Source organism: Variovorax sp. GW460-12-1-14-LB1 (assembly GCF_059423605.1).
In genome coordinates this window covers 23,360-49,074 of record NZ_JBWKYF010000020.1, presented here as the reverse complement: position 1 = coordinate 49,074, position 25,715 = coordinate 23,360, and the positions used below count along the sequence as shown (strand labels likewise).

Annotated in this window: 29 protein-coding genes; 4 read left to right on the top strand and 25 right to left on the bottom strand. The window is 66.1% G+C overall.

All coding sequences use genetic code 11. The features are described from left to right. Positions 1–30: 30 nt before the first annotated feature. The 11 genes from AC07Y4_RS12950 to AC07Y4_RS12900 all read right to left on the bottom strand — a co-directional run bounded on the left by AC07Y4_RS12950 (position 31) and on the right by AC07Y4_RS12900 (position 12,554). A complete protein-coding gene (locus AC07Y4_RS12950) occupies positions 31–1,782 on the bottom strand; it encodes a glycerol-3-phosphate dehydrogenase/oxidase (protein WP_495274622.1) in 1,752 nt (583 codons plus the stop codon). Further along, positions 1,779–3,383: an FGGY family carbohydrate kinase gene (locus AC07Y4_RS12945; RefSeq protein ID WP_495274621.1), complete on the bottom strand. Its 1,605-nt coding sequence runs from the start codon at positions 3,381–3,383 to the stop codon at positions 1,779–1,781. The genes AC07Y4_RS12950 and AC07Y4_RS12945 overlap by 4 nt, the downstream gene beginning before the upstream one ends. Positions 3,384–3,420: 37 nt before the next feature. Beyond that, complete coding sequence (gene derI, locus AC07Y4_RS12940; RefSeq protein ID WP_070062045.1) at positions 3,421–3,888, bottom strand: D-erythrulose-4-phosphate isomerase; 468 nt, start codon at positions 3,886–3,888, stop codon at positions 3,421–3,423. 100 nt (positions 3,889–3,988) lie between these two features. After that, positions 3,989–4,948, bottom strand: coding sequence for a D-ribose ABC transporter substrate-binding protein (locus AC07Y4_RS12935; RefSeq protein ID WP_495274620.1), 960 nt, complete (start codon positions 4,946–4,948; stop codon positions 3,989–3,991). Positions 4,949–5,010: 62 nt separating this feature from the next. Next, a complete protein-coding gene (locus AC07Y4_RS12930) occupies positions 5,011–6,114 on the bottom strand; it encodes an ABC transporter permease (RefSeq protein WP_495274619.1) in 1,104 nt (367 codons plus the stop codon). Between the two features lie 26 nt (positions 6,115–6,140). After that, the gene (locus AC07Y4_RS12925) at positions 6,141–7,676 is read right to left on the bottom strand and encodes a sugar ABC transporter ATP-binding protein (RefSeq protein WP_495274618.1); all 1,536 of its coding nucleotides are present in this window, start codon (positions 7,674–7,676) and stop codon (positions 6,141–6,143) included. Continuing rightward, positions 7,673–8,329 carry a DUF2291 family protein gene (locus tag AC07Y4_RS12920; RefSeq protein WP_495274617.1) on the bottom strand — a complete coding sequence of 219 codons (657 nt, stop codon included), beginning with the start codon at positions 8,327–8,329 and terminating at the stop codon, positions 7,673–7,675. The genes AC07Y4_RS12925 and AC07Y4_RS12920 overlap by 4 nt, the downstream gene beginning before the upstream one ends. 99 nt (positions 8,330–8,428) lie before the next feature. After that, a complete protein-coding gene (locus AC07Y4_RS12915) occupies positions 8,429–9,394 on the bottom strand; it encodes a sugar-binding transcriptional regulator (RefSeq protein WP_159273027.1) in 966 nt (321 codons plus the stop codon). Positions 9,395–9,592: 198 nt separating this feature from the next. Continuing rightward, positions 9,593–11,452, bottom strand: coding sequence for a sensor histidine kinase (locus tag AC07Y4_RS12910; RefSeq protein ID WP_495274616.1), 1,860 nt, complete (start codon positions 11,450–11,452; stop codon positions 9,593–9,595). Continuing rightward, positions 11,449–12,057, bottom strand: a complete 609-nt coding sequence (locus AC07Y4_RS12905) for a response regulator transcription factor (RefSeq protein WP_070062039.1) — start codon at positions 12,055–12,057, stop codon at positions 11,449–11,451. The genes AC07Y4_RS12910 and AC07Y4_RS12905 overlap by 4 nt, the downstream gene beginning before the upstream one ends. Before the next feature lie 104 nt (positions 12,058–12,161). After that, positions 12,162–12,554 carry a hypothetical protein gene (locus AC07Y4_RS12900; RefSeq protein ID WP_495274615.1) on the bottom strand — a complete coding sequence of 131 codons (393 nt, stop codon included), beginning with the start codon at positions 12,552–12,554 and terminating at the stop codon, positions 12,162–12,164. Positions 12,555–12,725: 171 nt separating this feature from the next. Here AC07Y4_RS12900 and AC07Y4_RS12895 point away from each other — a divergent pair, with 171 nt between their 5' ends. From AC07Y4_RS12895 to AC07Y4_RS12880, 4 genes are all read left to right on the top strand, one after another. Continuing rightward, positions 12,726–14,414 (top strand): InlB B-repeat-containing protein, encoded by a 1,689-nt coding sequence (locus AC07Y4_RS12895; protein ID WP_495274614.1) that lies wholly within the window; start codon positions 12,726–12,728, stop codon positions 14,412–14,414. A 235-nt stretch (positions 14,415–14,649) separates the two neighbouring features. Continuing rightward, complete coding sequence (locus AC07Y4_RS12890; RefSeq protein ID WP_495274613.1) at positions 14,650–15,168, top strand: hypothetical protein; 519 nt, start codon at positions 14,650–14,652, stop codon at positions 15,166–15,168. 102 nt (positions 15,169–15,270) lie between these two features. Beyond that, the gene (locus AC07Y4_RS12885; protein ID WP_495274612.1) at positions 15,271–16,005 is read left to right on the top strand and encodes a DUF4145 domain-containing protein; all 735 of its coding nucleotides are present in this window, start codon (positions 15,271–15,273) and stop codon (positions 16,003–16,005) included. A gap of 9 nt (positions 16,006–16,014) precedes the next feature. Beyond that, entirely contained in the window at positions 16,015–16,326 is a 312-nt protein-coding gene (locus tag AC07Y4_RS12880) for a hypothetical protein (protein WP_495274611.1), read from the top strand. A gap of 76 nt (positions 16,327–16,402) precedes the next feature. Here AC07Y4_RS12880 and AC07Y4_RS12875 read toward each other — a convergent pair whose 3' ends face one another. From AC07Y4_RS12875 to AC07Y4_RS12810, 14 genes are all read right to left on the bottom strand, one after another. After that, complete coding sequence (locus AC07Y4_RS12875) at positions 16,403–16,930, bottom strand: hypothetical protein (protein WP_495274610.1); 528 nt, start codon at positions 16,928–16,930, stop codon at positions 16,403–16,405. A 2-nt stretch (positions 16,931–16,932) separates the two neighbouring features. Next, complete coding sequence (locus AC07Y4_RS12870) at positions 16,933–17,274, bottom strand: hypothetical protein (protein ID WP_495274609.1); 342 nt, start codon at positions 17,272–17,274, stop codon at positions 16,933–16,935. Positions 17,275–17,501: 227 nt separating this feature from the next. Then, entirely contained in the window at positions 17,502–20,153 is a 2,652-nt protein-coding gene (locus AC07Y4_RS12865) for a phage tail tape measure protein (RefSeq protein WP_495274608.1), read from the bottom strand. Positions 20,154–20,200: 47 nt separating this feature from the next. Then, a complete protein-coding gene (locus AC07Y4_RS12860) occupies positions 20,201–20,461 on the bottom strand; it encodes a hypothetical protein (protein ID WP_495274607.1) in 261 nt (86 codons plus the stop codon). Position 20,462: 1 nt separating this feature from the next. Next, a complete protein-coding gene (locus tag AC07Y4_RS12855) occupies positions 20,463–20,777 on the bottom strand; it encodes a P27 family phage terminase small subunit (protein WP_495274606.1) in 315 nt (104 codons plus the stop codon). Between the two features lie 274 nt (positions 20,778–21,051). Continuing rightward, on the bottom strand, positions 21,052–21,318 hold the full coding sequence (locus AC07Y4_RS12850) for a hypothetical protein (protein ID WP_495274605.1): 267 nt from the start codon (positions 21,316–21,318) through the stop codon (positions 21,052–21,054). 17 nt (positions 21,319–21,335) lie between these two features. Further along, a complete protein-coding gene (locus AC07Y4_RS12845) occupies positions 21,336–22,415 on the bottom strand; it encodes a phage major capsid protein (protein ID WP_495274604.1) in 1,080 nt (359 codons plus the stop codon). Positions 22,416–22,427: 12 nt separating this feature from the next. Continuing rightward, positions 22,428–22,991, bottom strand: coding sequence for a hypothetical protein (locus tag AC07Y4_RS12840; RefSeq protein WP_495274603.1), 564 nt, complete (start codon positions 22,989–22,991; stop codon positions 22,428–22,430). A 112-nt stretch (positions 22,992–23,103) separates the two neighbouring features. After that, positions 23,104–23,643 (bottom strand): hypothetical protein, encoded by a 540-nt coding sequence (locus tag AC07Y4_RS12835; protein ID WP_495274602.1) that lies wholly within the window; start codon positions 23,641–23,643, stop codon positions 23,104–23,106. Beyond that, entirely contained in the window at positions 23,640–23,873 is a 234-nt protein-coding gene (locus tag AC07Y4_RS12830; RefSeq protein WP_495274601.1) for a hypothetical protein, read from the bottom strand. The genes AC07Y4_RS12835 and AC07Y4_RS12830 overlap by 4 nt, the downstream gene beginning before the upstream one ends. A gap of 673 nt (positions 23,874–24,546) precedes the next feature. Next, positions 24,547–24,972 carry a hypothetical protein gene (locus AC07Y4_RS12825; protein WP_495274600.1) on the bottom strand — a complete coding sequence of 142 codons (426 nt, stop codon included), beginning with the start codon at positions 24,970–24,972 and terminating at the stop codon, positions 24,547–24,549. A gap of 3 nt (positions 24,973–24,975) precedes the next feature. Further along, positions 24,976–25,293 carry a helix-turn-helix domain-containing protein gene (locus tag AC07Y4_RS12820; RefSeq protein ID WP_495274599.1) on the bottom strand — a complete coding sequence of 106 codons (318 nt, stop codon included), beginning with the start codon at positions 25,291–25,293 and terminating at the stop codon, positions 24,976–24,978. Continuing rightward, positions 25,290–25,484 (bottom strand): hypothetical protein, encoded by a 195-nt coding sequence (locus AC07Y4_RS12815; RefSeq protein ID WP_495274598.1) that lies wholly within the window; start codon positions 25,482–25,484, stop codon positions 25,290–25,292. Before AC07Y4_RS12815 ends, AC07Y4_RS12820 begins: the two co-directional genes overlap by 4 nt. Then, a complete protein-coding gene (locus AC07Y4_RS12810; RefSeq protein ID WP_495274597.1) occupies positions 25,481–25,690 on the bottom strand; it encodes a helix-turn-helix transcriptional regulator in 210 nt (69 codons plus the stop codon). The genes AC07Y4_RS12815 and AC07Y4_RS12810 overlap by 4 nt, the downstream gene beginning before the upstream one ends. Positions 25,691–25,715 lie beyond the last annotated feature (25 nt).

Here is a 25,715-nt window from a genome sequence, read left to right as displayed (position 1 = left end):
GGCCCGCGGGGTGTGCGCGAAGGGATGGCTCTACAGGGCCGCGGCGAGCGTGGCAGGGGCAGCGGCAGACGACGCGGCCGGCGGCACGGCAACGCCGGGGCCCAGCGCCGCACGCTCCGCCGCGATGAGTTCGCGGTAGGCGGCAAGCTGCCGGCGGGTGTCGTCGCTCGACCAGCCCAGGTACGGCGCGATGCACCCGGCCACGAACGGGGCCAGAGCCAGCCCGCCATCGGCGAGTTCGATCGACAGGTGGGTGCGGCGCGTCATCACGTCGGTGAGCGTGTGCGCACCCTCGGCGACGACGGCATGCACGAGTTCGGCGACCAGGTAGTGCGAGGCACCAGGCAGCGTCGCGCGCAGTGCGGGCCTGGCCCGCGCGAGCGCCCGCAGGTCGCGCACCCGGTCGCCGTGCCGCTGCAGCAGGCGACCCGCATCGCCGATGCCCATACCGAAATGCCGCGCCAGGTCGCCGGCGCTGTCGCGCACCGCGGCCCAGTCGCCGGCCCCGACCAGCGGCAGCGAGGCCGTGGACGATGGCGTGCCCACCCCCAGGGGCCGCACCGCGGCATCGACCGCGTCGGCCGCCATGCGGCGGTAGGTCGTGTACTTGCCGCCGACGACGGTGGTGAGGCCGGGCGGCCCGTCGATCACCGCGTGGTCGCGAAGCAGTGCCGATGTCGAATCGGTGGTGCCGACCGACTTCAGCAGCGGGCGCAGGCCGGCGAAGGTGCCGAGCACGTCGGCGCGGCCGACCTTGCGCTCGAGGTAGGCATTGAGGTTGTCGAGCAGGTAGTCGACATCGGCCGCTTCGGCGACCGGCTGCGACTTGTCGCCATGCCACGGCGTGTCGGTGGTGCCGACGAGCCAGTAGCCGTACCAGCGGCGCGCGATGATGACGGAGTCGGTGGCGCGGGCGAGGATGCCGGTGTCGGACTGCAGTGCTTCCGGCCGCAGCAGGATGTGCACGCCCTTCGCGGGTTGCACCCGGAAGCTGTTGGCGCCCGCGCGCTGCTGGATGTCGTCGGCCCAGATGCCGGTGGCGCTGATCACCGCGCGGGCGGCCAGGCGATGGCGCTCGCCGGTGAGGGTGTCTTGCACCACGACGCCCGCGACGCGCTCGCCGTCCTTGATGAACTCGACCATGGGCGCCCGCGTGATGACCCGGGCGCCGCGACCGGCCGCCGTGCGCACGACCGCGAGCGTGTGGCGCGCGTCGTCCATCAGCGCGTCATGGAACTGGACACCGCCGACCACGCGCTGCGCATCGATCGACGGGATGTGCCGCTTGAGCGCCGCCCGGCCGAAGTGGCGCTGGCGCGGGACGGCGCCGCCCTTCAGGCCGAAGAGGTCGTAGAGCAGCACGCCGGCGCCGACATAGGGCCGTTCCCACCAGGCGCGGGTGAGTGGATAGAGAAAGGACTCGGGGCGGGCAATGTGCGGGCACAGGACCTTGACCATCAGGTCGCGCTCCTCGATCGCGTGCGCCACCAGCTTGAAGTTGAGCTGTTCGAGGTAGCGCAGGCCGCCATGAAAGGTCTTGCCCGAACGCGACGAGGTGCCGGTGGCGATGTCGCCGGCCTCGACCAGCACCACAGAGAGTCCGCGCGCGACGGCATCGAGCGCGGCGCCCGCGCCGGTCACGCCCGCGCCGATCACGAGCACGTCGGCCACGCTGCGCGAGGCTTCGGCCAGGTCGCGCCGCCGCTGCGCGGGATGGAGCCAGGTCGCGTCGGCCGGCTCGAAGGCCCGCGCCAGCACGGCGGGCGAGACGAAGTCGTTCATCGAATCTCCTGCGCGGCGGCATCGAGGTGGGCACGCCGGATGTCAGCCAGGGCCTGCCAGGGCGCCCTCGCCCGCTGTGCGGTCTCGCGGTACTGCCCATAGATCTGGTCGTAGAGCGCGGTCTGGCCCGGGTCCGGCAAGGTGACCGCCTCATCGAGGTAGGCATCGACCCACTGGGGCAGCATCTGGTGAATGCTCGCGTGGCTGTCGATCGACAGCGCGGCGGTGATGGCCGCGCCTGCGGCGCCGCACTCCTCGCGGTTCGACACACGCACCGGGCGCCCGGTGACCGACGCGATCATCTGCCGCAGCGCCAGGCTGCGTGCGGCGCCGCCGGACAGGCGGATCTCTTCGGGCAGCGCGCCGAGCGCGGTGTAGCAGTCGCGCGTGGCCATCGCGATGCCTTCGAAGACCGCACGCGACAGGCCCGCCACGCCCAGCGTCGCACTGAAGCCGCTGAGCTGCGCACGGGCGCTCGCGTCGACAAAGGGGCCGCGCTCGCCGCTTTGCGCGATGTAGGGGTGGTAGACCGCCTGTGCGGGTGCGGTGGACAGCACCAGCGCATCGAGCCGCTCCAGCATCTGCGCGTGCGGCAACGCCGCGCCGCCAGCCAGTTCGGCCGCGCTGCCGAGCAGCCGGAGCAACCAGTCGATGTTCAGTGTCGCCGCCATGTGCGAGACCAGGCGGACCCGCAGGCCCGGCGCGGGCATCGCGATGGTGTAGCCGGCTTCGGCGCTGGGTTCGATGGCCGCCGTGTTGTCGGTGACCCAGCCGTGCATGCCGGTGCTGCCGAGCACCGAGCAGCCGACGTGCCGCAGCCCGCCCTGCGCATCGAAGGCCATGCCGCCGGCGCCGAGCACGCACAGCGGCACGTCCATGAGCGGCAGCACCACCGGCAGGCCTTCGGGCAATCCGGTCTCGGTGGCGGCGGTGCGGGTCAGCGGCGCGTGGCTGCGGGTGCCGTCGACGATCGGGGGCAGGAGGTGCTTGATGGCCTCCAGGCCGAGCAGCGCCAGGGTCTCGTCGTCGTAGGCCAGGCTCCTGAAGTTGCCGAAGGTGTAGACGCCTTCGCAGGGGCTGGTCGCACGCACGCCCGTGGCCTGGAAGAAGAGCCAGTCCTTGCAATGCATGGCCGATGCGGCCCGTGCCAGGCGCTCGGGCTGGTGCGCCTGCAGCCACAGCAGCTGGCCGCTTTGCATCGACGGGTTGAGCGCGTTGCCGGTGCGCGCGGCGACGAGCCGCGAGGCCGGCGTCTCGCGCAGCGCCTGCACGTGACGGCCCGCGCGCGCGTCGAGCCACAGCATCGCGGGTCCGACCGCGCGGCCATCGGCATCGACGAGCCAGGTTCCGTCGCCCTGGCCGGTGGCCGCCAGGGCCACCACGCGCGCCGCCAGGCCAGGGACGCGCGCGGCCAGCGCGCGCAGCGTGGCTGCGGTGTCGGTCCAGGTTCCGTCGAGGTCCTGCTCGGCTGCGCCGTCGGGGCCGAGCAGCACGCGGTTCGGCGTGCTGGCCACCGCCACCTGCCGGCCCTGCAGGTCGAAGGCCACGGCCTTGATGACCGAGGTTCCGGCGTCCACGCCGATGATGAGGTCGCGTGCCATGCGCGTCAGTGCCGGCCGCCGAAAGAACGGGTTGCGTTCATCGGTGCTTCGCGTGGTACTTCTCGTCCAGCGCATCGATGGCGCGGACGTTGCGCGCCGACGTGCCGTGGGGGTCGAAGTGGGAGGACAGGTAGGCCTGCGCCACCGCCTTCGCCAGTTCGGCCCCGATCACCCGCGCCCCCATGGTGATGACCTGCGCGTTGTTGGAGAGCGCGGCGCGCTCCGCGGAGTAGGTGTCGTGCGTCTGCGCCGCGCGGATGCCGGGCACCTTGTTGGCCGAGAGGCAGACACCGATGCCGGTCCCGCACACCAGGATCGCGCGGTCGTAGAGGCCGCTGAGGATGCCCTGGCAGACCCGGTCGGAGAGGTCGGCATAGAAGAAATCGGCGTCCTCCTCGGGCAGGCCGATGTGGGTCACCTCGAGGCCCTCACGGCCGGCGAAGTGCCTGGCAAGGACCTCGGCAAGGGGCGCGCCCGCAGTGTCCGCGGCAATGGCGATCTTCATGTGCTTTCCATTTCTTCGAACCGGCTGTGCAACCGGCGGCGTCGCGTGGCGAGCGCCGCCGGAACCTTGCGGTGCCGGGGTGTCGTGACGTTCCACGGGCTTACTTGTCCAGGACGAACGGCGAGGAGTACTTGGCGGCGTTGCCCTTGGTGATCAGCATGCAGTCGAACAGCTGCTTCTCGGTCTTGGCACCGGTCTTGCCGATTCGGATGAACGAGTCGGCTTGCTGCACGGCAGCGGCGGCGAACACCGCGACGGGCTGGAGCACCGTGTAGGCCAGCTCGCCGGCCTTGACCGAGGCCACCGAGTCCGGCGAACCGTCGAACCCGCCGACGACGACCCCGTTGAACTTGCCCGCCTTCTTGAGCGCGGCGATCGCGCCGAGGGCCATCTCGTCGTTTCCGCTGATGACGCCCTTGATGTCGGGGTGCGCCTGCATCAGCGACTGCATCTTGTTGTGCCCTTGCGTCCGGTTCCAGTTGGCGACTTCCGACCCGGCCTTGGCCAGGTCCGGGTACTGGCTCAGCACGGTCTTGAAGCCGTTCGACCGGGTCGCGGCGTTGTTGTCGGAAGGGGCGCCGACGAGCTCGACGTACTTGCCCTTGCTGCCCATCAGCTCGGCCCAGTGCTGGGCCCCGAGCGCGGCGCCCTGGGCGTTGTTCGACACGAGCTGCGCCTGCGCCAGGCCCTCCTTGTTGATCTCGGCGTTGACGAGGATCACAGGGATCTTGGCGGCGACCGCCTTCTGCACGGCGCCCACCGAGCCGCTTGCGTTCGCCGGGTCGAGGATGATGGCGACCGACTTGTTGGTGATGGCCGTGTCGATCAGACGGCTCTCGGTGTTGGTGTCGCCGGTGTGCGCGGCGACGACCGCGGTGTAGCCCAATTTCTGCGCCGTGGCCTTGGCCACTTCGCCTTCGGTGAACCAGTAGGGGTTGGCGGGATCGTTCACGATGATCGTGATCAGCCCCTTGCCCTTGCCTTGGGCCCATGCCGGGCTGGCCATCAGGGGCGTGAGCGAGAGTGCAGCAAGCAGCGTGCGGCGGGTGGTGTTCAACATGACTTCGTCTCCTTGGTGGTTTCTTCTGGACAGATGCCGCGGCTGCGGCGGACGGGAATCTTTCAGGCCGTGGGCCGTGGCTGGGCGGGCGTGCCGGACACGGCCGGGGTCGCGGCACGCCCAGGCCGACGGCCGTACCGGATGGCGTTCAGCAGCACCGCGAGCACGATCACGGCGCCCGTGAAGACGGTCTGCCAGTAGGAAGACACGCCGATGATCACGAGCCCATCGGACAGGAAGCCGATGACGAAGGCGCCGAGCAGCGTGCCGCGCACGTTGCCGCGCCCCCCGGTGAGCGCCGCGCCGCCCACCACGACGGCGGCGATCGCGGTGAGCTCGTAGGTGCTGCCCGCCGTCGGGCCGGCCGAAGTCAGTTGCGACGACAGGACCAGCCCCGCAATGGCCGCGCAGACACCGGACAGCACGTAGACGGTGACGGTCGTGAATCGCACGGGCACGCCCGACAGCTCGGCCGCCCGCGCGTTGCCGCCGCTCGCATACACCCAGCGCCCGAAGGCCGTGCGGTTCAGCAGCACGGCCGCCACCACCGCGACCATGGCCAGGACCAGCACGCCGACCGGCATGCCGAGGATCTGGTCGAAGCCGAGCCAGTTGAAGCCCGTGTTGCCCAACTCGGGCCGGCCGCCGAGGTTGTTGAAGGTCAGCCCGTTGGTGATCAGCAGCGCCACGCCGCGCGCGACGTACAGCACGCCCAGCGTGGCCACGAAGGCGGGCACCTTGAAGAAGGCGATCAGCACGCCGTTGACGGCCCCGACGAAGGCCCCCAGCGCGCAGGTCAGCAGGACCACGACCCAGACCGGTGGGTAGAGCACCAGGCCGAGCGCGTCGATCGTGACGCCCTGCATCAGATAGCCCGCGACGACCCCGCACAGGCCGAGGGTCGACCCGACCGACAGGTCGATGCCACCGGTGAGGATCACGATCAGCATGCCGATGGCCAGCAGCCCGAAGATGGCGACGTGCGACGACATGATGAGGAAGTTGCCGGTCGAGAAGTACACGGGCGACAGCAACGAGAACACGGCCACGATAGCGATGAGCGCGAAGAAGGCGCGCCCTTCGAGCAGGAGGCGGACGATGTCGATGCCGCCGCCTCCCCCGTTGGCAGGACCGGAAGGCAGGGCTGGAGATGGGGCTTCGCTCATGGTGATGTCCGCTCGAAGGGCTTCATTCAGGCAACCATGGCTTCGCCCGAGGCGGCCATGATCATTTCTTTGGTGGCGTCGGCGCCGAACTGGGCCGAGATCCGCCCCCGTCGCATGACGACGATCCGGTGCGCGACGCCCAGGCATTCGCTCACCTCCGAGGTCGAGAACACGACCGCGAGGCCCTGCCGCGCGCGCTCGGCGAGCAGGCGGAACACCTCGGCCTTGGCGCCGACGTCGATGCCCCGACTCGGTTCGTCGAGCAGCAGGACCTTCGGGTGCGTGGCGAGCATCTTTCCGATGACCACCTTCTGCTGGTTGCCGCCCGACAGCGATCCGATGGCCGCCTGGCCGCCGCTGGTCTTGACGGTGACGCGCCGGATCGATTCGTCGACGCATGCACGTTCCCGGGCCGGCGATGTGAAGCACCCGCGAACGAAGGCGCCGATGCTGGCCAGCGAGAGGTTCTGGCCCACGCTCATCGTCTGCACGAGGCCGTCGCGCTGGCGGTCTTCGGGCACCAGCGCGAGGCCCTTGGCGATGCGCTGCGCGATGCTCAGCCTCGACACGTCCTGTCCTTCGAGCAGCACGCGCCCGCCGTCGAGTGCGCACCGACCGGCCACGGCCTCCAGCAGTTCGGTGCGCCCCGCGCCCATCAACCCGTAGATGCAGACGATTTCGCCCGCCCGCACGTCGAGCGACACGTGGTCGACGACGTCGGCGCCGGAGCTTTCGGTGAGGACGGCGTCCTCGATGGCCAGCGCGACTTCGCCGAAGTCGTAGCCGCCGGGCGGGCTGCCGAGATCGAAGTTCTCGCCGACCATGTGGCGCACGATCCATTCGAGATCGATCTCGGCGCGCGGCGCCCTGGCGGTCATGGCACCGTCGCGCAGCACCACCGCATGGTCGGTGATCTGCAGCGCCTCCTCCAGGTGGTGCGAGATGTAGACGATCGACACCCCTCGCGCCGTGAGGTCGCGGATCACCTTGAACAGCGCCTCCACCTCCGTCGCCGAGAGCGCCGACGTGGGCTCGTCCATGATCAGGATGCGGCTGTTGACCGACAGCGCACGCGCGATCTCGACGATCTGCTGCTGCCCGAGGCGCAGGTCTTCGACCAAGGTCAGCGGATCGATCGCTTCCTCGAGCTCTGCCATCAGCGCCCGCGTGCGTCGCGCTTCTTCGGCAAAGTCGACGCCGGTGGCGCCGCGCAGCTCGCGGCCCATGAAGACGTTGTCGCGCACCGAGAGGTTCGGTGCCAGGCTCAGCTCCTGGTGGATGATCGAGATGCCGCGCTCGCGGGCATCGGCGGCCGACGCCAGGACGACCGGCACGCCGTCGAGCACGATGTCGCCCGACGTGGGCGTGACCACGCCCGAGAGGATCTTCATCAGCGTGGACTTGCCGGCGCCGTTTTCACCGAACAGCGTCGTGACCTGTCCGCGGTGGATGTCGAAGTTCACGCCCTTGAGCGCCTGCACGCTGCCGTACGACTTGGCGATGTTCCGCGCAGACAGCACGATCGCGCTGTCGGGATGACGGGCGATGCCAGCGGCGCTCATTGCACGCTCAGCCGCACGGGCGTGACGAGCCAGCTCGACGGATTGATGAGCTGGAACACACCGACGACGTCGACCTTCCTGCCGGTGAGCGTGTCGCGATCGAGCGTGCCGAGCACCTGCGCCTTGACCTCGTTGTTCAGTGCCGAGCCCGCGTCCTGGTAGTCGATCTGGTTGGTGAACTGACCGAAGGCCACCGTGCCCGTCGCGTCCCGCACCTCGGTGCCGTTGAGGGCCGGCCCGGTCTGCACGCGAAGCTGCAACCCTTGCGGCAGGCCGTCGACCGCCACCGTGAAGATGCCCGCACGGCCCTCGCCGACCGTCCCGGTGAACCGGACCGGGAAGATCGGCCCGACGCTCCCGGGCTTGCCGTACGTTTCGCCCGCGGCCGTCTTGTCCGCCGCAAGGGCCTGCGCCAGCACCGGGGCGTCGACGGCCGCCTTCTCGATCAGGGCCCGAATGGGTGCGAATGCCTTCTTGCCGTAGGCCTCGGCCGAAAACGCGTCGACCCGTGCGTCTTCGCTGGAGCCGATGCGGACCGCCTTGGTGTCCAGCGCCATCGCCACGCACAGCAGCAGGAGCACCGCCGTCCACACGCAGGCCGACGTCCGCAGACGGAACGGTCTGCGCGCGGAAATTTCGAGCTGGGCGCCCATGCGAACCTCCTCCCTGTTGATCTTCTTGAACCTGTGTGTTCCGGTCGACGTTGGCGCTCTAGGGGCACCGACTCCGACGGCCGGAAGATGGCGGCGCGGTCAGCGGCGCTGACTGGCCTGGTGGCGCAGGCACAGCTGCGCGGTCGCCTCGTCGACGATGAGTTCGGTGATCAGGCCGGTGTTGAGCACCGCGCAGATCGCCTCGGCCTTGTACGTGCCACCGGCCACCGCGAGCACGTCGCGCCCGCGCAGGTCGTCCAGCGACGCACCGACCGCGCGTTCGTTCATCTCGCACTTCACCGGTTCGCCGTTCGACGCCACGAAACAGCCAGCGAGTTCGCCCACCGCCCCTGCCTTGCGCAGCGCCGCCAGCTCCTTGGCCGTGACCGACTGGGTGCGCAGCAGATGGGTGTCCGGGCCCAGGTCGCCGACACCGACGACGCAGAGCTGGCACTCGCGCACGAGCTCGAGCACGTGCTGCACGCCACGCTGGGCGCGCAGCACCTGAGCGTCGGCCCGGCTGTCGGCCAGGAACGGCACCGGCATGAAGTAGCACTCGCCACCCGTGCGTTCGGCCAGCTTGGCAATCAGGTCGAACGGGTTGGCGGCGGAGCGGCGCGTGAGGCTGCCCAGGAGCGAGATGAAGCGCGTGTCCTTGCGATTCGCCGCGGGCATCCGCTCGACCATCGCGGCCAGCGTGCGACCGTGGCCCACACCGATGGTGCGCACCTCGCCGGCGTCGAGTACACGGGTCAGCTGGCGTGCGGCAGCCACTGCCAGCGCGGGGATCGCATCGGTCGCATCGTCCAGGTCGGCCTGGGTGGTCGGGACGACCACGCAGCGCTTCAGGCCGAAGGCTTCCACCAGCTTGTCTTCGAGCGCCATGCACTCGGCAGGCACACCTTCCACGAAGAACTTGATCAACCCGCTCTGCATGGCCGAGGCGATCAGCCGCTGCACCTTGACGCGCGACACGCCGAGGCGCTCGGCGATCTGCTCCTGCGTGTGGCCGCCCACATAGGCCAGCCATGCGGCGCGGATGGAAAGACTCAGTTCGGGGTCCATGTCGTGTATTTTGTGAACATTTGATCTTCAACTGCTCAATTGATCAGATGGATGAACTTTAGGGATTGCGGGTGGGCCAGTCAACGAACGCGCTCTCGGTGTTTTCCCGCGCCATCGCACTCGCCGCACCTTGACCGGGCAGGGCAATGGATAGGGAGGATGAGACCCGGCGCGAAGCGAGTCGCCCGGGGCTTTCAGCTACTCGCTCGAGACGCCAGTCCGCCTCCAGGCCTGCGCATGGCCCAGGAAGGCGCGAAGCTGCGAGGGCCGCACCGGCTTGACGAGCACCGGCAGGCCGGCCTCGCGTGCCGCGGCCAGCGAATCGCCTCCGACATCGCCGGTCACGATCAACGCAGGCAGGTCGGCTTCGTTCAACGCAAGGCGCAGGTCCGCGATGGCCTGGAGGCCGCTCGCCTGCAGGCCAAGCCGCAGGTCCACCACCAGCGCATCGGGCCGGAAGCCCGCCTGCAGGCACGCCAGTGCGCTCGCCATGTCGCTCGCGGCGCGGACCTCCGCGCCCCAGGAGGCCAGCAGCCCTTGCAGCGCCTGCAACGAACTCTGGTCGTCGTCGAGCATGAGCACGCGCGCCGCCAATGCGGCCGTCGATGACGCGGCGAGCCGTTCGACGTCGTCCGCCTGATCGCTCTCGGCCGCATCCGCCAACGGCACCTGCACGTCGAACACGCTGCCCTGCCCCGGCTGCGAGCGCACGGTCACGCGCAGGTCGAGCAGTTCGCTCAGGCGCTTCACGGTCGCAAGGCCCAGGCCGTAGCCCAGGCGGCGGTCGCGCGCGGGGTTATCGATTTGATAGAACTCGTCGAAGACGTGCGGCAGGTGCTCGGGCGCGATGCCGATGCCCGTGTCTTCGATAGTCAGGCTCAGCCGGCCGTTGTCGACCCGGCCACCGATCCGCACGGTGCCCTGGTGCGTGTAGCGGATGGCGTTCGCCAGCAGGTTGGTGACGACACGCGTGAGCAAGGCGCGGTCGCTGCGGACGGTGGCGGGGTCGATGGCCAGTTCGAACGTCAGCCCCTTGGCCGCGGCCACGGCCTGGTGCGGCCGGCAGCAGTCGCGCAGCAGCGCGTCGATGGCGAAGAGCGACCACTGTGGGTTGATCGACCCGGCATCGGCGCGCGTGATGTCGAGCAGATCGTCCACCACGTCGGTCATGCCGTCGGCGCAGGCCACCAGCTGCTCGGAGAGCGCCTGCACCTGCGGCTGTGTGCTGACCGTGTGCAGCGTCTGCGCCAGCAGCGCCATCGCGTTGAGCGGCTGGCGCAGGTCGTGATTGGCCGAGGCAAAGAAACGCATGCGTGCCGCCACGGCTTCTTCGGCGGTCTGTCGGGCCGAACGGCTGCGCTCGTTTTCGGCGCTCAGCGCGGTCACCAGTTCGGCATTGCGCCGGCGCTGCGCCTGGATCTCGTGCAGCGCGCGTGAGAGCTCGCGGGAACTCAACAGCGTGTAGACGCCGATGAGCGTCACGATCATTGCCATGGCCAGGTGGTAGCTGCCGCCGAACCAGATGTCGCGCAGCACCAGCGGACCGAGGATGAGGCCCACATAGACGATGGCCGAGCGCTCCATCGTCGAGAGCCGGATCGCGCCGCCGAGCGAGACGGTGACCATCGTGATGTGAAGGATGGCCTCGGCCTGCGCCGGCCCGTCGTTCTGCAGCAGGACGCACAAGACGCCCCACGACAAGGCGAGGCTCTGGCTGCTGGCCATGAGGGGCAGTGCCATCGCCGCGAGGTTCGATCGAAGGCCGGGCCGCAGTGCCCATGCCACCCAGATGCCGCCCCGCACGGCCACGAGAAAGCAGTAGACGGCGAACCACGCCTGCATGCGCGCTCCGTCCACGCCCGTCGCGTATTCGCGGTAGCACAGGTACCCGCCGAGCGCGGCCAGCATCCAAGCCCAGGGCGTGGTGCGGATCATCTGCTCGACCTGCTGCAGCTGGAGGTCCGAGAAGCGCAGGCACGCGGCGATGAGGCCACGCACACCGGGGTCGCGCGGCGCTTTCAGCGGGGATGCGAGAGCAGCAGGAACCGAAGGCTTCATCGCGGCTCCAGCAGAAGCCCCGCGCGCCGCGCCTGGACCAGCAGGTGCGTGCGGTTGCGCGCGTCCATCGTGTCGAGCAAGGCCGTGATGTGGAGCTTGACCGTGCGCTCCGCGATCGCCAGCTCGGCAGCGATCTGCTTGTTCTGGCGGCCTTGCGCCACCAGCAGCAGCACTTCGAGCTGGCGCGGCGTGAGGCTCGCGACCGGCAGGCCGGTGCGCGAGGTCAGCACATCGAAAGACTCGCCACCGGCGGCCACCTCGTCCAGCGCCGCCGCGATGTGCGCCACCGAGCGCGACTTGCCGATGAAGCCGGCCGCCCCCGCGGCGCGTGCGCGTGCGGCGAGTGCCGGTTCTTCGTCGCCCGAGATCATCAGGCGCGACACGAGGGGATGCCGGGCACCGAAGAGGCGCAGGCCCTCGAGGCCGTCTTCGCCGCCCAGGCGGTAGTCGATCAGCACGATGTCGGGCGCGCATTGCGAAGCCCGCGCCACGCCCTCGGCCAGCGAAAGTGCGGTCTGCACTTCGAAGTCGGGGCGGGCGTGCGTCAGCGCATGCGCAAAGCCGACACCGAACAGCGGGTGATCGTCGACAAGCAGGAGTTTCATGGTGCCGTGATCCTCGGGTGCGGGCCCGGCCCGCGCCCTCTCCTCGTAGGGCGCCATTGTTGTCCACGCCGGCGCATCGGTGCCGCGCCGGCTGTCGCGAAGCTTCAGCTGCAACGACCGGCGGCGCGCAGCAGCGCATTGCACGCCGGTGCGGGACCCGTCGTCGGCCGCGTGGCTGGGCGGCGTGCGGACGCGGGGGCGTCGCTCTGGCGCATCTCCTGGCAGATGGCGTCGCTGACCACCCGGCCTACGACCGACACCGAGCCCTCCACGTAGCAGCTGTAGACCCGCCCGCCGTCGGTGCGGGCCTGGAAGGTCGTCTGCACGCCGCTGTCGGCCCGGTTCGAGATCGTGAACGCCTGCGGCGGCAGGCCCAGCGCGCGCGAGGTGTTCGTGACGATGGCGTCGTCGGTCACGGCATGCGAAGCGCATCCGCCGGCCAGAACGGCAGCCGCGAGAAGCCAGGGCTGGCGGAAGAGCGTGCGTGAAGAGGTCATGCCAGCAGCCTATCGGGACACCTTGCAACGGCCCATAGCACCTTCGGGCAGGTGCCCGAAGGTGCTATGGGCCGCACGCGCAGCCGTCCCTACGATCCGCCCCTCTTGAACGAACAAGCAAGCACAGAAGGCGCCGGGCCCCGGCGCCAGCGGACGAGGAGGAACACGGACATGACGAAGACGAGCAGCTACGGACGGTGGATGGTTTGGACGGGCGCGCTGGCCCTGCTGGCGGCCTGTGGCGGCGGTGGCGGCGGATCGGGCGGCGGCGCGTTGCCGCCCCTGGGCATCTTCCCGCCCGCGCCCCCGCCGGCGGCAGTGACGCATCGCCTGGAAGTCGGCATCACCGGCAACGGGCGTGTCGGCTCGCAGCCCGCGGGCATCGACTGCACCGATAACTGCAATGCCGATTTCAGCGCGGGCACCGAGGTCGTCCTCGCGGCCACGCCGGCCGCGGGACAGGTGCTCGGCAATTGGGGCGGCGCCTGCAGCGGCAACGCCAGCACCTGCACCGTGCGGATGGATGCGGCGCTCGGCGTGACGGCCACCTTTGTGGCGGCTCCGCCGGTGATCGGCTGGGGCGATGCGTTGGCGCTGTCGGCCGGCGGCGCCAGCCTGCCGAAGACCGCGATCGACGCGCAGGGTCGCGCGCTGGTCGTGTGGCGCCAGGTCGAAGGCAACCCCCAGGCGGATCGCCTGTGGGGCAGCCGCTACCTGCCCGGCAGCGGCTGGACCGCGCCGCAGCGCCTCGAGGCCAACGCCGGCGGCGTGCGCGACATCCGCATCGCCATCGACAAGCCCAGCGGCCGCGCCGTCGTGCTGTGGACCCAGCTGAGCTCCGTGACCGGCTACGACCTGTGGGCGCTGCCCGTCGACCCCGCGGGCGGCTGGGGCAGCCCCGCGCTGCTGGAGACCGGCACCGGCATCGTCGGCAACGCCAGCGTGGGCATCGACGCGAATGGCAACGCCGTCGCCGTGTGGTCGCAGATCGGCCCGGCCACGCGCTTCAGCATCTACGCCAACCGCTACACCCCGGCCGGCGGCTGGGGCACCGCCGCGCTCATCGAGACCAACGAGGTCGTGGGCAGCGTCGACGGCGATCCGGCGGTCGTGGTCGCGGGGTCCGGCGAATCGGTCGCCGTATGGAAGCGCTCCGACGGCAGCAGCGCCTCGCTCTGGACCAACCGCGCCAACGCAAGCGGCACCTGGACCACGGCCACCGAACTCGTGCCCGACACCGGCACCGCCCACACCATCGGCGCCCACGACCTGGCGATCGACGCCGCCGGCAACGCCCTGCTCGCCTGGGGCCAGGCCGACCTGCCCGGCGGCAGCAACCAGTGGGAGAGCGCCGTGTGGTTCAAGCGCTTCTCAGCGGGCGCATGGCAGGGCGGCACCGCGCGCGTGGGCGCACCGTTCGTCGCCACGCAGGCGTTGCTGAGCACGCCCGTGCTGCGCATGAACGCGGCGGGTGCGGCAGTCGTGAGCTGGGGGCGGCTGGATAACGCGCTCATGGCGGCGACGGCGGCACCGGGGGCCGCATTCGGCGCGGACCGTGCGGTGCGGGCGGCGGCTTCGCAGGCGTTGGCTAGCTTGCCTGCATTGGGCGTGGACGATGCGACCAATGCGCTGGTGGCATGGGCGCAGGGGAATGGGGTGGGGACGAGCGATATTTATGCGGCTCGGCACACGCTGGCGGATGGCTGGGGGGCGCCGGTGGCTCAGGAGGGCGCGGACGAAATTGCTGCGGCGCCGGATCTGGCGATGAATGAAGTGGGGAATGCGGTGCTGGCCTGGCAGCAGTTTGAGGCTGCGGCAGGGACGCGCATTTTGGTGCGGCGGTACGGGTCGGGGAGGTAGGTTGCGTGAGGGGGCAAATGGCTTGCCCTGATCGCGAGCCTGCGTGAGCAGCAGGCTGATGGCGGAGAGTGTGTCAGCCACACCTCCAGCATCCATGCGGGTTTCCGGGCGGTTTTCGTATCGCTACCATCAACTCTACCATCAACCTGAGAATGCACCTCCGTACTGCCGGCTGCATGTCGCCGATGATGTGTGTGCTGCATGAGATATTTGCAGTGCTCAACAAGGAGACGGTATGACTTGGACTTTCAAGCCTTCGGACCTGAAGGCTGTTGATCTAAAAAATGCCAAGCCTGGCGATTTTTTGTGCGCGCTGCGCTCCGGTGCGACTTACGAGCTATGGCTGAGGCTTGCCGGAAATGATCCTCGAGCCTCGCTGATAGTCAACCTCACTGGAAGCCACGCAATGGAAGTTTGGCCAGTGCAAGCCCCGGGCGCGGTGCCCACGCTGCTCGTTGCTTCTGGCGCGGATATTGAGCTAGAAATAAACGACAGCAAAGGTGTCGGTCGCGCGGACGGCACTCCAGGAACGCTACTCATCGCCGACAGCGGCGCCTATTTCGTAGCAAGCGTTCGGAACCAGGGTTTCACCGATGAGGGCTGCATTTCTCTGGCAACTTGGGAGTTCGTTGCTTTCCACGATGTGAGCAACGTGCGAGCTTCTTTTTCGACATGGCGGCTGGTGGACAGTCGCGAGTCCAGCAACAGGAATGTGTTGCTGTCTATCGGAGACTGGTCCAGCGGACAGGTATAGGTTCAAGATCAAGTCAGCACACGAGCGGTGCCCACCGCGCCTGAGCCCGCCCCCGGCTTGCCAGCTACTATCTCGTCACACCAAAACATTGAGGAGCGAGACTTGGCTGATTCATTCAACTGGACGTGCCCAACCTGCGGGAATCACACGACCATTACGAACCCCAATGTCTGTTTCCAACGGGTGCCCATCCGATGCGAGACGACCGCCGCTGGGAGCGCAATTGACTTGCGGGCATCCCTGATCGAATGCCCCAATCAAGAATGCAAGGCTCAAACCTTCTCTGTCAAGGCATGGCATGGCGACTACAGATACAGCCGCTCAGAGAATGAATTCATCGTAGAGCACGAATATGGGCGCAAGGTCGGGATCGGCACGTTCACCTTCTTGCCGACGACAGCGCAGCCCCTCTCCGAATACCCCCCGGCTGGGGTCCAGGCTGACTACAACGAGGCCTATCTCATAGCTCAGCTCAGCCCCAAAGCCTCAGCGACTCTGGCTCGCAGGGCGCTACAGGGAATGGTGCGGGATTTTTTTCAGGTTCTCGGAAAAAAGACCCTGCATGCAGAACTTCAGGCCATCCAAGACAAGTGCGATTCAGCACTTTATGAGGCGATGATGGCGGTCAAAAGCGTAGGAAACATCGGCGCGCACCCCGAGCAGGACATCAACCTCATCGTCGATGTAGAGCCAGGCGAGGCAGAAACGCTGCTGCAGCTAATCCACTTGCTCGATCGTGAGTGGTACGTGGCTCGCGCGGACCGCTTGGAGCGCATTGCGAAGATGAATCAGCTCGCGGCCAGCAAAGCTGCACCGTCACCTGCAGCGGCACAGTAGCATTCGCCCATGTGGAAGCCCGCTAGCCCCATCGTGATCGACGGCTGCGTCCTGACCGATCAGGAGGTCTGGTGGCACGAGTTTCGAAACGAACTCGAAGAGCTGGCGGAGGGTTTGATCGACAACACCTGGCTCACCATGGTCTGCCACGTCGTCTACGCCATCGCCTTCAAAGACGACCCACGGTATATCGCCAAGCTGGCGTACGCCGTCTTTGCGCTTGAGCGGCCAAAACTCGCTAGTACTGCGCGCAGAGAGCCTATGCACTGGCCGCGGCGGTCCTCGCCACGATTTAGAAGCTGCCGCCGGCCACTGCGGTAGATCGGGCCACAAACGAAAACCCCCAGCGCAAAGGCTGGGGGCGTGTTTCGTGATCGCTCGAACCTAAGCGCGAAAACTAAGCAAAATTCTTCTGAATCTCTTCGAGCTTAGACGGCGGCAGCGTGATTATTGCCTTGATGCCGTTTTGAATCTTGGAGAACACCATGCCACAAACCACAAATGGGACTATATAAATACCCCATCCGATGGTGTTCCAAAGCAAAATCTTATCGCCGTATCTAACAACTCGTTTTCGCATCTCGATCAATTCTTCATCGCCGCACGAGTCAAACTCCTGAACTCGCGCGATGGCTTCCTCTCGAAATTTCGAGTCCGTATCAAACTTATGTTTGAACGCCGCGAAGGTCCATAGATTGAAACGAGGCATGTCGTTTATAAGGTTGTGATAAGAAGCTCGCACTCGCAACGCATGTTGACGGTTGGAACCGTGGGACTTCTCAAGCAAATCTTCCGCCTCTTCCGTGGCGTGCAATAGCTTCAGGCGGACGAGCATTTGCTCCGAGGGTGCAAGAATGCCATCGGCAATGAAATGCAAAAACGCAAAAAGCGTCAGCGCAAGTATTAGTGTTCCCAAAAAAATCATGATTACTTTCCTGGTTTGGGGAGTTTTTGTCCAGCCTTGAAGGCTTGCAACTGCTCCGTAAATTCCCTGCGCATCCTCTGCGCATGAAAATACCAACCAAAAACAGTCAGTACAAATAACAAAAAGCCGAGGTAGTAGACAGAACCGAGTGCTTCGAAAATCCAACGAATCAACGGGACTATTTCTTGCTCTGGTATTCGCCAAATTAGCAAAAGAGCAACGGCGCCAATAATGGCGAAGGGGAATTGCCCCTTATTGATAGATGTAATGAATACATCTCTGATTGCCTGTGAGGGCCCAACCTTTGCCGGCGCTGGAGCGCCGGCGGGTTTCGTTACCGCCACGTTCTCTCTCCCAGGAAAGTCATCGAGTGTAAGAATTTGTGATGACTTTCGAGCTTACAGAGCTACTGCACGTTTGCAAGCAATGCAAGCCCTGTAGACAACCGACTGTGGTTGTAGTTCAACATTTGGTCAAGTCGGCCAAGTGGCCGACCTTAGCACCCGAGTACAACGCCACTAAAACGACGGTGGTTTACCCCGCCGAGTGAAGCCGCCGGCGCCTGCAACCATCATGATGCGGCCCCACCATAGGTACGGCTCCGACCCAGGCCGGCGACCAAGCGGCGCTCGGACCCAGCGACGGCCTGCTTGACCTGAGCCATGCTCGCCACGTCGCCAACGGTGAAGTTCTGAATGATTTGCACCGGTTGCCCGCCGCCGCCAGGGCTCACGGCGCCTGACTGATTGCCCATCATCAGATAGCTCTTGCCGCCAGCATTCAGGACTTCGGGCGAGCCCTTCTCGTTGATCTGGTATAGGCCGCCAGCCGACACCGGGCCGCCGATGGCGCGGCCGCCCTTGAAGATGCTGCTGAACAGCTCTGCAATCCAGCTGCGACCAGAGCCGCTGATCGAAAGGCCGCTTGAGCTGCCCGCCAAGCCCGTCAGGATGTCCGTGGCGTTATCGCCGGTGAGCGACCCTCCGGAGCCACCCAAGCCGCTGATCGTGCCGTCCAACAGCTTCGCCAGCGGGCCTGTGATCTGCTGCTTGATGACGATGCGCGCAATGTCCGTCAGGATGGAGTCGACTAGGCTCTTGACGCTCAGTTTTCCAGTCCTGGCGAACTCCACGATCGCATCCTCCATACCCTTGAAGGCGCTGCCGACGGCGTCCGAGGTCTGCTTGCTCAGGTTCTGGGTTTCGTCGAAGTAGGTCTGCAGACCCAGGCTCAGCCCGTTGACCCAGTCGCCTTGCGCCGCCTTGAGGTCCGCGTAGTGCTTCTTCCACTGCTCGAGCGACTTGCTCTGAAACTCATCGATGATCGAAAGGCGCTTGTCATACTCGACGCGCGACTGCTCGGTGAATTTGCCTTCGAGCTCGAGCACCGCACGGTTGTTTTGCAGGTCGCGGCGCTGGCTGGCATAGCGGTCCTCGATCTGCGTGACCCCTTGGTTGAAGTCACGCCGAGCCGGCCCCGCACCTACGTCTGCGATCTCGCGCGCCTGCTGCTTTGCCGTGGTGTCGAGGTACTCCTGCGCGGCCTGCGTTGCCGATAGGTAGGAGGCTTCGACCTGCCTCAAGGCCGCAGCCTGCTGCGTGGCCAGGACTTCTGTGTCCGCAGCCGCGGCTCGGCGCACCTTTGAGATCTTGGCCTCCACGTCGGCAATCTTCCGATCGTTGTCGATCCGGTCCTTGCCGGTCAACGACTCCTGCTCGAGCCGCCGTTTCTCAGCCTTGAGCGTCGACACCTGGGCAGCTTCGTTCGCCGTCAGGAAGGCGATCTTTTGCGCGAAGTACTCACGCTCATCGACAAGCCCCGCGTTGCGCATCGCTTCGAACACCTTTTCGCTGTTCGAGAACGTGTCGAGGATCGTTGCGCTGGCCGTCTTGATCGCATCCAGGTCGAAGGCGAGCTGCGCCTTCGCCTCCTGGGCGGCGGTGCTTCCCTTCTTGCTGCCGCTCTCCTTCGAGGTGTCGGCGATCGTCGGGGGGCGGTTCTTTCGCGACACGGCGTCGCCGAACTCTTGCCCGGCGAATTGTGAGGCGATCGTGTTGCGCTCGCGCGCGCGGGACAGCGCCAGAAGCCGCGCGTTGTCGGCCAGGTCGCTCTCGATGCCACGAGTTCCGAGGCCCTTGCGAGCCGAGAAATCGAGATTCTTCTGAAGCCGTTCGCGATCCCGCATCAGGTTCTTGATGTCGGCCGAGGCATCGCTTGAGAGCTTGCCAAAGCCGAAAACATCCTTTGCGGCGTCTTTGATCAGCAGGCCGAAATTTCCTTGTTCGCGGATCTCTTTGAAGTTCTGAAGGAACGTGTTCATCGCCGGCAACAGATCGCTCACGATCGACCGCGCCGCGTCCGTGGCGTAGGCCTTGAGAGCAAAGAGTTGCTTGTTGAATATCTCGGCCTGCGCGGCCGTCTGCGTGGTGGCGGTGCCGACTAGCTTGGTTTTCTCCGCAAGGTCGTTGAGGAACGGCGCCGCCTCCTTCACGCTCTTGCCAAACAACTCCTGCATCGCGCGAGCCTTGGTGCCATCCGACTCGAAGCCGGCGAACGCAACCGCGGTACGGCGCAGGGCTTCTGCGGGATCAAGCCCCTTGAGCTCCTTGATGTTCAGGTTCAAGGCCTTGAACAGTCGGTCCGCATCATCGCCAGGCTTCGACTCCTTCAGCGTCGAATTGAACTTCACCAGAATGGACTCGACCGCCTCGATGTTTCCCCCGGTCTCACGGGCCACTTGGTCAAGCGCACTGATGTTCTCGATGCTGGCGCCTGTCGCGTCCTTGATGTCGTTGAACTTGTCGAGTGCGTTGACCTGCGCAGCAATGCTTCCACCGACAGCCGTTCCCGCTGCAACGGCCGCTGACGCGACGGCGATGAAGCCGGTCCTGATCATTTGAGTGACCCGCACGCCGCGCTCGTAGCTTTCGGACATCTTCAGCGCCGAATCGGCGGCCTCAAGCTGCGCCTTCGAAGCACCCTTGAGCGAGAGGGTGTAGAGCTCAGACTCGCGCGTCGACATGCCATTCGTGGCGGCGGCGGTCTGAAGCTTCTTGACGTAGTTGTCGATCGACTTCGAAGCACGCGCAGAGCCGGCCGACATGGAGTCGCCGACATCCTTGCCCAGGCTCCTGATAGAACGCTTGGCTTCGTCGACGCCGGCGCGGACGCCTTTGCCGTCGACTGCCACTTCGATGACGCCTTGACCGATGACTTGGGACATTCGTTTCCTTCAATGATGTGCGGTTCGAACCAGGACAGCGCCGATGCTCATTGGTCCGCCTCCTGGAAGTCGATCGGGGGCAGTTGAGGCATGTATTCAGGCTTGCGGCCGTAGGCATCGAAGACCCGTGCGGCCTGTTCACGCGTGAGCGTTCCACTCATACCGCGGATTGCACGCGGTCGAAGGTCGGCCCACTTTTGCGGGTTACCTTTGGCTTCGTGCATGGCGCGCGAAAGCGCCAATCCGCGCAGCGGCGGCTCATCGGCTTGAGCACGGCGGGCTCGTGGCCTGCGATCAGTAGTTGGCATTTCAGATCTCCAGGGTTGAAGTCAATCGGAGGGCGCGGACGTGAGCGAGGATGGTTCGCCGAGCCGCCTCCTCGGCCTGCAACAGCGGGTTCATTCGCAGTTGCCCCTGTGATCCCGCGACCATGAGACCGCCGGTCTTGATGGCCCCCTGGATCTCGCGCAAGCGGTCCAGGGTTTCGCAGAGTTGGCACAGGAGTGCGAAGTCGGCGGCAGTCTCAAACGAATACTCGTCATTCGTCGCGGCCCAAAGGGCTCGGGCTTCGCTGCTTAGCCCCTGCGGCGCCCGGGTGCGCGGGGGGCGTTTTCGAGTTGTCATAGGTCAAAAATTAGGAAATTTGCCCGCCGCACACTGCGCGTGCGGAACCACGCGGTTTCCGGCACCCGACCGGCTGTAACATTTGGGTGCCCCCCCCTGCGCCCCCGAAGGGAGTGGCGTCGGCCGCGAAAGGTCGGTCGGGAGCCACTTCACAGGCCTGTGGAGGCACTGCCCTGCGAGCCCATGAGTGAGTGGGGCAAGCGAACCCCTGCGTGCTGGCGCCCCTATGGGCTGCTCTCTCGGTGGCGCCGGCAATTTGCATCTACGTCTTCTGTCAGCGGCTGACGGACTGACGTCGCGACATGATCGTCATGGCAGCCTCGACGACATCCTTCGGCGCAGTCAACGCACCGGTTTCAGCTTGCGTCTTGATTGCCATCGCCTTCGCGAAGACCAGAGCTCCCGCGATAGACGCGACGCCTCCAGCGATGACGTGGGGCGACACCGGGATCACGACGCCTGCAGCCATCAGGCGTCGGTACGAGTTCATGGTCGCCTGGAGCCGGTCGGCCTGTTCAGAGGTCTGACGTTGAGCAGTCATTTGCGTCTCCGCTTCGGTTAGGTCGCCGAGTGCTGGTAGGTCTTGACGGCGCCGACGTCGAGCAGGTTGCCACCGGTACGTGCGGCACCCAGGAAGCCGACCTGCCCCTTGAGGGCAAAGGCCGAGTCATCCATGCGCAGCAGCGTCACGTCGAGTGCGTCGCGGATGCTGTACTTGCTGAAGTTGCCGAACGCCAGCGTCTTCGCATTTGCCGCGGGCGCAGCCATGTCGTTGTTCGGGAACACCGGGAAGCCAAGCATCTCGGCGAAGTACGAGCCATCCGAGTCGCGACGACCTTCCTTGAAGATGGGCTGGCCGTCGGTGTCCTTGAGCTTCCGCAGAACCTTCCGCATCGCGCTCGAGCACATGAACCCAACCATCGGTTGCGGCGCACCCGGCGTCTTGTCCGGCATGCCGAGGTGCCCGTCGTCAACGCTCTCCATCAGGTCGACGATGTCGTCATAGATGATCGTCAGCGTCTGACCGGTGGTGCCGACCTTGCCGACCGTGGCTGCGGTGATGAGCCCTGTCGGTTCGCCGGTGCCCGTGCCCGTAGTGAACAGCGCGTTCTGCTTGCGGCCGATGCGCTCGCGCATGCGGAGCATCAGGAAGGACACGATGTCGATCGAACTGTCCTGCAAGAGTTCGACCGGCACGGTGAAAACCTTGCTCGACACTCGGCAGGTGTTCACCGGGGCGGTGCCGAAATTGGCGTCAAGGTTGGTTGCGGCGGCGTTCTGCGCGAGCACTTCGCCGACTTCCGAAGTGCCGTCGGATGTCGGGATCGAGAGGTCGCTTCCCTTCGCCGTGTGGAACTGCGATGCAACGGCACGCATCCACCCGTAGCCCTTCAGCATGTTGACCAACTCCGCCGCGACCAACGTGGCGACGGAGTAGCCGCCTTGCGAGCCGGTCGTCGTAGACATGGCATTGCGCACCTTGGCCGCCTGCTCCTTTGTGTAGCTGTTGGCGTGGTTGCGGATGTAGGTTTCGACACCGTCGCGGAGGCCGGCGTAGCCACCCGGCAGCGAAGAGGCCATTGCCTCGAGCTTCAGGCGCGAATAGTCGATGGGCTGGAATCGGTTCTCGTTGTACATGGTGTCTCCCGTTCAGAGTGCGTAGTTCTGCAGTTCACGGACGCGCGACCAGATCGGGGCTTCGGACGAGCCCATCGAGAGCGTGCCTAGGTAGGGCCAGCGCACGTACTCGCGGAAGTTGGCGCGGTAGCCGGCACGTTCAACGGTACGGATCATCTCGACCTCTTCCTGAGACAGTGCGTCGAGCGCCTTCAGGGCTTCCAACGCGCGTCCGGCAAGCTTGCGGTGCTCGGCTTCGAGGGCTCGGCAGACGCCGGCGCTGAGTTCGCCCGTCAACTGGTCGCGCGCCTGCTGCCGGGCGGTGAGCGCCTTGGTCAGAGCCTCGGCCTGCTGGCGCAAGATCAGATGCTCTTCGCTGAGCGCGGAAGGGTTGTTGCCGGGACCTTCGACCTGGCCGGTTTCTGCGAAGCGCAGTGCGGCTGCCACATGCGAAGAGTCGCGGTCTTCCACGACTGGCGCGCGCAGCAGCGATTCGATCTCCGCGATGCGCCCTTGGACCTTGCCGAGCGCGGCCGCGAGTCCCTCGATTTCCTTGGCCGCTGCGGCGTACTCCGGATGCTTGGTGATGGGGGTCATTCGTACCTCTGTGGGTGTGGAAAGTTGATGAGTGATCATGGCAATCGCGCCTTCTTCTGTCGCGGTTCTGGTTCTTCAGATTTGCCGCAAATTGATGGAACTGGCCGAAGCTTCAGCGCAGTGCGGCCACGCTGGGCCGACCGTCTGAAAGGCTCTCGTAGTACAGCGTCGCGACCTTCGAGGCGCATGCATTCACCTCCGGCAACTTGCCGATGCGCTCGAAGAGCTCGGTGTTGATCGGCAAGTCGTTGTCTGCGATCGCAAGACGGAAAACCCATCCATGCACGAGGGAGCGCAACTGCATGCGCTGGCGTGCCGCGGCCAGGCGTTTCTCGCCGCCTGGCCAGGGCTTGCCGAAGGCGTCATCCCAGCTACCAACGTTGGCCTGCTCTACCAAGGAGTGACGGCGCGCGAACTCTGCCGCCAGCCATTCAGGCGCCGCCAGCCTGTTCGAAGCGCACAACCGCATGCAGCGCATGACCTCGAGCCCCCCACCCACCGCGATGCACGCGCCGCGCGCCTGGAGCACGGTCTGCGCGGCGTAGTGCTGCGCGAGAGGCTCGGGCATGCCTGGCGAAAACGCAGCGCTCGCAGCTTCAGCGGCCGATGCAGTCCACGGGTCGAAGGTGGCATGGTTCCAAGGCTCGGTCATCCCTTCCCTCCCAACAACCGTTGCAGCAACTTGCCCGTCTGCGCGGCAGGGGTGCCGCCGCTGGCTGCCTTTACCTGAGCGATGCCATCCATCAGCGCCTTGCGCGTTTGGGCGGCGGTAATGGGAAGATCCGGGCGGCCTTCCAGCGCGACCACAACGGCTTCGACCGTCTCGGCGCAGGGGTCAGAGAGGTAGCGGGCGAATGCAAATCCAAGGGAGATGTCAGTCATGCTCGATCTCCTGCTCGGGCAATGCTTGAAGCATCCCGTTTTTGGGTGTCTTTAAGGGTCCCGTTTTCGGGGGTGTTCGAGAAACCGAATCGGTTTCCAGCAGATAACCCGGTGGGTTCGGGTTGGGTTTCGCAGGCGATGCGTTCGGCCGCGTTCGGTTGCGCTCTCTGCCCATCGGTGCGGTCAGCACACAAGGCCGATGCTGGCGCCGTGCTAGCAGCATGCGAGCAGCACGGTGCTAGCACGATGCTCGTCCGGTGCTGACCCGTGTCCGTCCCGCCGGACATCTGTCCGCAGTCCGCCGCCAGTTGTCCGCAATCTGTCCGCATGGCGTGCGGACAAAGCCCCTCCCGAGCCCCTTCGCAGGGGTTCGCTAACGGTTGGGTAACGGTTGCAGCGTTAGCCGCCGGGATGGCCCAATTTGGCCCACGCACCCCAAAAGCCTTGAAGGCATGGATCGGGGACAGGACACCCGGTGTAGATGGCTCTTCTAGATGGTGCCCGCATGGCGGGACAGAGAGTCTGTGGATAACCGGCCCTATAGACCCGCATGGCGGGACAGAGAGCGAGTCCCTTATCCCGTGGGGCGGGTCTATAGGCATGCCCTCTGTCCCGTGGGGCGGGATAAGGGTCGCATTTTTCAATGTCTGTGACAGACTCTGTGCGTGACGCGTCAGCGCGCGTGACTCACGCGTGACACGGGCGCGTTCGCCTTGTAGGCGCTGCGCTCGAAGGTCCGCGCCAGGTCGTGATCGAACCCCTCCAACTTGTCGAGGCCGATCCACGTCACCGCAAACCATGAGGCCTTGTTCGGCCTGCATCCCATCACGGTCTGGTGCACGAGCTTGGCCGCGATCAGTTCCTTGAGGCACTTCTCCCGCGTGTCGTTGCTGTTCCATCCGCGGGTCTCCATGTAGGCGCGTGAGCACAGCAGCGAGCCGTTGTTGTCGCCGCGCAGTTGTCGGGCGATCTCGATCAGCAGTGCCCTCGCGTACACGCTCAGACCGCGGTAGGCGGCCGAATCGATCACGCTGAAGGGCAAGGCCACAAAGCCCCCAGAATCGCGCGTCTGGGTCGCGTAGCGGTTGCGCTTGGCCATCCATCACACCGCTCCTTTCGGCTCGGCGATGAGGCTATACAAAGCCACACCACGATGCGTGAAGCCGTCGGAGTCCACGCTGGTGACACGGGCCGACTCGATCAGGAAGCCGCGCTCAACCAGATTGAGCACGCGACCGGCCGGGTGGCTGATACCGCACTGCCGCAACTCGTAGGTGTGGTGCGGCCGACTGCGCAATCGCGCCAGCAACTTGGCCATTTGCACTTCGGTGGCGGTGGACTTAGACTCGCGCTGCTTATTGATTTCGCCTGAGGCCTCAGCACCGTTCCCGCGGTTCTGGGGTTTCTTTTTTTCCGTCATGCCGGCACCTCCGTCGACGGCTGAGTGAGACGGTCAAGCCAAGTGTCGGCTTTCTCGATGCACCCGAAGATCCAGGCACCACCGAGCGGCATGCTCAGAACGATGTTTCCGGCGCTAGTGAGGGTGCAGGTATATCCAAGCAGTGCGGCGCGCGCCTGAATCGTGCTCAGAGCTTTGTCGGCCGTGCTCATGCGGCCACCTTGCTAGCGTTCTCAAAGCGCTCGATGGTCTCCATGCGCCAGTACGGCTTCGAGGGGCCGAACGGGTACTCCGGGGCCGGGATCACGCCCGACTTGAGCTTTTCGTAGAACGTGGAATTGGAGATGCCCCAACGCTGGCGCAGGCGGGGGCCTTGTATGTAAACCGGTGCGTCCGGTTCGGTGCGGGTCAGTTGCATTGCATTCATCCGTATTGGTTTGGAT

Bases quoted from the DNA above. Each gene is read 5' to 3' on its own strand.
- AC07Y4_RS12840 (WP_495274603.1), bottom strand. From the start codon at position 22,991: ATGACCCCCATCACCAAGCATCCGGAGTACGCCGCAGCGGCCAAGGAA.
- AC07Y4_RS12810 (WP_495274597.1), bottom strand. From the start codon at position 25,690: ATGCAACTGACCCGCACCGAACCGGACGCACCGGTTTACATACAAGGC.
- AC07Y4_RS12820 (WP_495274599.1), bottom strand. From the start codon at position 25,293: ATGACGGAAAAAAAGAAACCCCAGAACCGCGGGAACGGTGCTGAGGCC.
- AC07Y4_RS12825 (WP_495274600.1), bottom strand. From the start codon at position 24,972: ATGGCCAAGCGCAACCGCTACGCGACCCAGACGCGCGATTCTGGGGGC.
- AC07Y4_RS12935 (WP_495274620.1), bottom strand. From the start codon at position 4,948: ATGTTGAACACCACCCGCCGCACGCTGCTTGCTGCACTCTCGCTCACG.
- AC07Y4_RS12900 (WP_495274615.1), bottom strand. From the start codon at position 12,554: ATGACCTCTTCACGCACGCTCTTCCGCCAGCCCTGGCTTCTCGCGGCT.
- AC07Y4_RS12905 (WP_070062039.1), bottom strand. From the start codon at position 12,057: ATGAAACTCCTGCTTGTCGACGATCACCCGCTGTTCGGTGTCGGCTTT.
- AC07Y4_RS12850 (WP_495274605.1), bottom strand. From the start codon at position 21,318: ATGACTGCTCAACGTCAGACCTCTGAACAGGCCGACCGGCTCCAGGCG.
- AC07Y4_RS12890 (WP_495274613.1), top strand. From the start codon at position 14,650: ATGACTTGGACTTTCAAGCCTTCGGACCTGAAGGCTGTTGATCTAAAA.
- AC07Y4_RS12855 (WP_495274606.1), bottom strand. From the start codon at position 20,777: ATGACAACTCGAAAACGCCCCCCGCGCACCCGGGCGCCGCAGGGGCTA.
- AC07Y4_RS12835 (WP_495274602.1), bottom strand. From the start codon at position 23,643: ATGACCGAGCCTTGGAACCATGCCACCTTCGACCCGTGGACTGCATCG.
- AC07Y4_RS12875 (WP_495274610.1), bottom strand. From the start codon at position 16,930: ATGATTTTTTTGGGAACACTAATACTTGCGCTGACGCTTTTTGCGTTT.
- derI (WP_070062045.1), bottom strand. From the start codon at position 3,888: ATGAAGATCGCCATTGCCGCGGACACTGCGGGCGCGCCCCTTGCCGAG.
- AC07Y4_RS12910 (WP_495274616.1), bottom strand. From the start codon at position 11,452: ATGAAGCCTTCGGTTCCTGCTGCTCTCGCATCCCCGCTGAAAGCGCCG.
- AC07Y4_RS12930 (WP_495274619.1), bottom strand. From the start codon at position 6,114: ATGAGCGAAGCCCCATCTCCAGCCCTGCCTTCCGGTCCTGCCAACGGG.
- AC07Y4_RS12915 (WP_159273027.1), bottom strand. From the start codon at position 9,394: ATGGACCCCGAACTGAGTCTTTCCATCCGCGCCGCATGGCTGGCCTAT.
- AC07Y4_RS12880 (WP_495274611.1), top strand. From the start codon at position 16,015: ATGTGGAAGCCCGCTAGCCCCATCGTGATCGACGGCTGCGTCCTGACC.
- AC07Y4_RS12845 (WP_495274604.1), bottom strand. From the start codon at position 22,415: ATGTACAACGAGAACCGATTCCAGCCCATCGACTATTCGCGCCTGAAG.
- AC07Y4_RS12925 (WP_495274618.1), bottom strand. From the start codon at position 7,676: ATGAGCGCCGCTGGCATCGCCCGTCATCCCGACAGCGCGATCGTGCTG.
- AC07Y4_RS12895 (WP_495274614.1), top strand. From the start codon at position 12,726: ATGACGAAGACGAGCAGCTACGGACGGTGGATGGTTTGGACGGGCGCG.
- AC07Y4_RS12815 (WP_495274598.1), bottom strand. From the start codon at position 25,484: ATGAGCACGGCCGACAAAGCTCTGAGCACGATTCAGGCGCGCGCCGCA.
- AC07Y4_RS12865 (WP_495274608.1), bottom strand. From the start codon at position 20,153: ATGTCCCAAGTCATCGGTCAAGGCGTCATCGAAGTGGCAGTCGACGGC.
- AC07Y4_RS12950 (WP_495274622.1), bottom strand. From the start codon at position 1,782: ATGAACGACTTCGTCTCGCCCGCCGTGCTGGCGCGGGCCTTCGAGCCG.
- AC07Y4_RS12945 (WP_495274621.1), bottom strand. From the start codon at position 3,383: ATGGCACGCGACCTCATCATCGGCGTGGACGCCGGAACCTCGGTCATC.
- AC07Y4_RS12860 (WP_495274607.1), bottom strand. From the start codon at position 20,461: ATGCCAACTACTGATCGCAGGCCACGAGCCCGCCGTGCTCAAGCCGAT.
- AC07Y4_RS12830 (WP_495274601.1), bottom strand. From the start codon at position 23,873: ATGACTGACATCTCCCTTGGATTTGCATTCGCCCGCTACCTCTCTGAC.
- AC07Y4_RS12920 (WP_495274617.1), bottom strand. From the start codon at position 8,329: ATGGGCGCCCAGCTCGAAATTTCCGCGCGCAGACCGTTCCGTCTGCGG.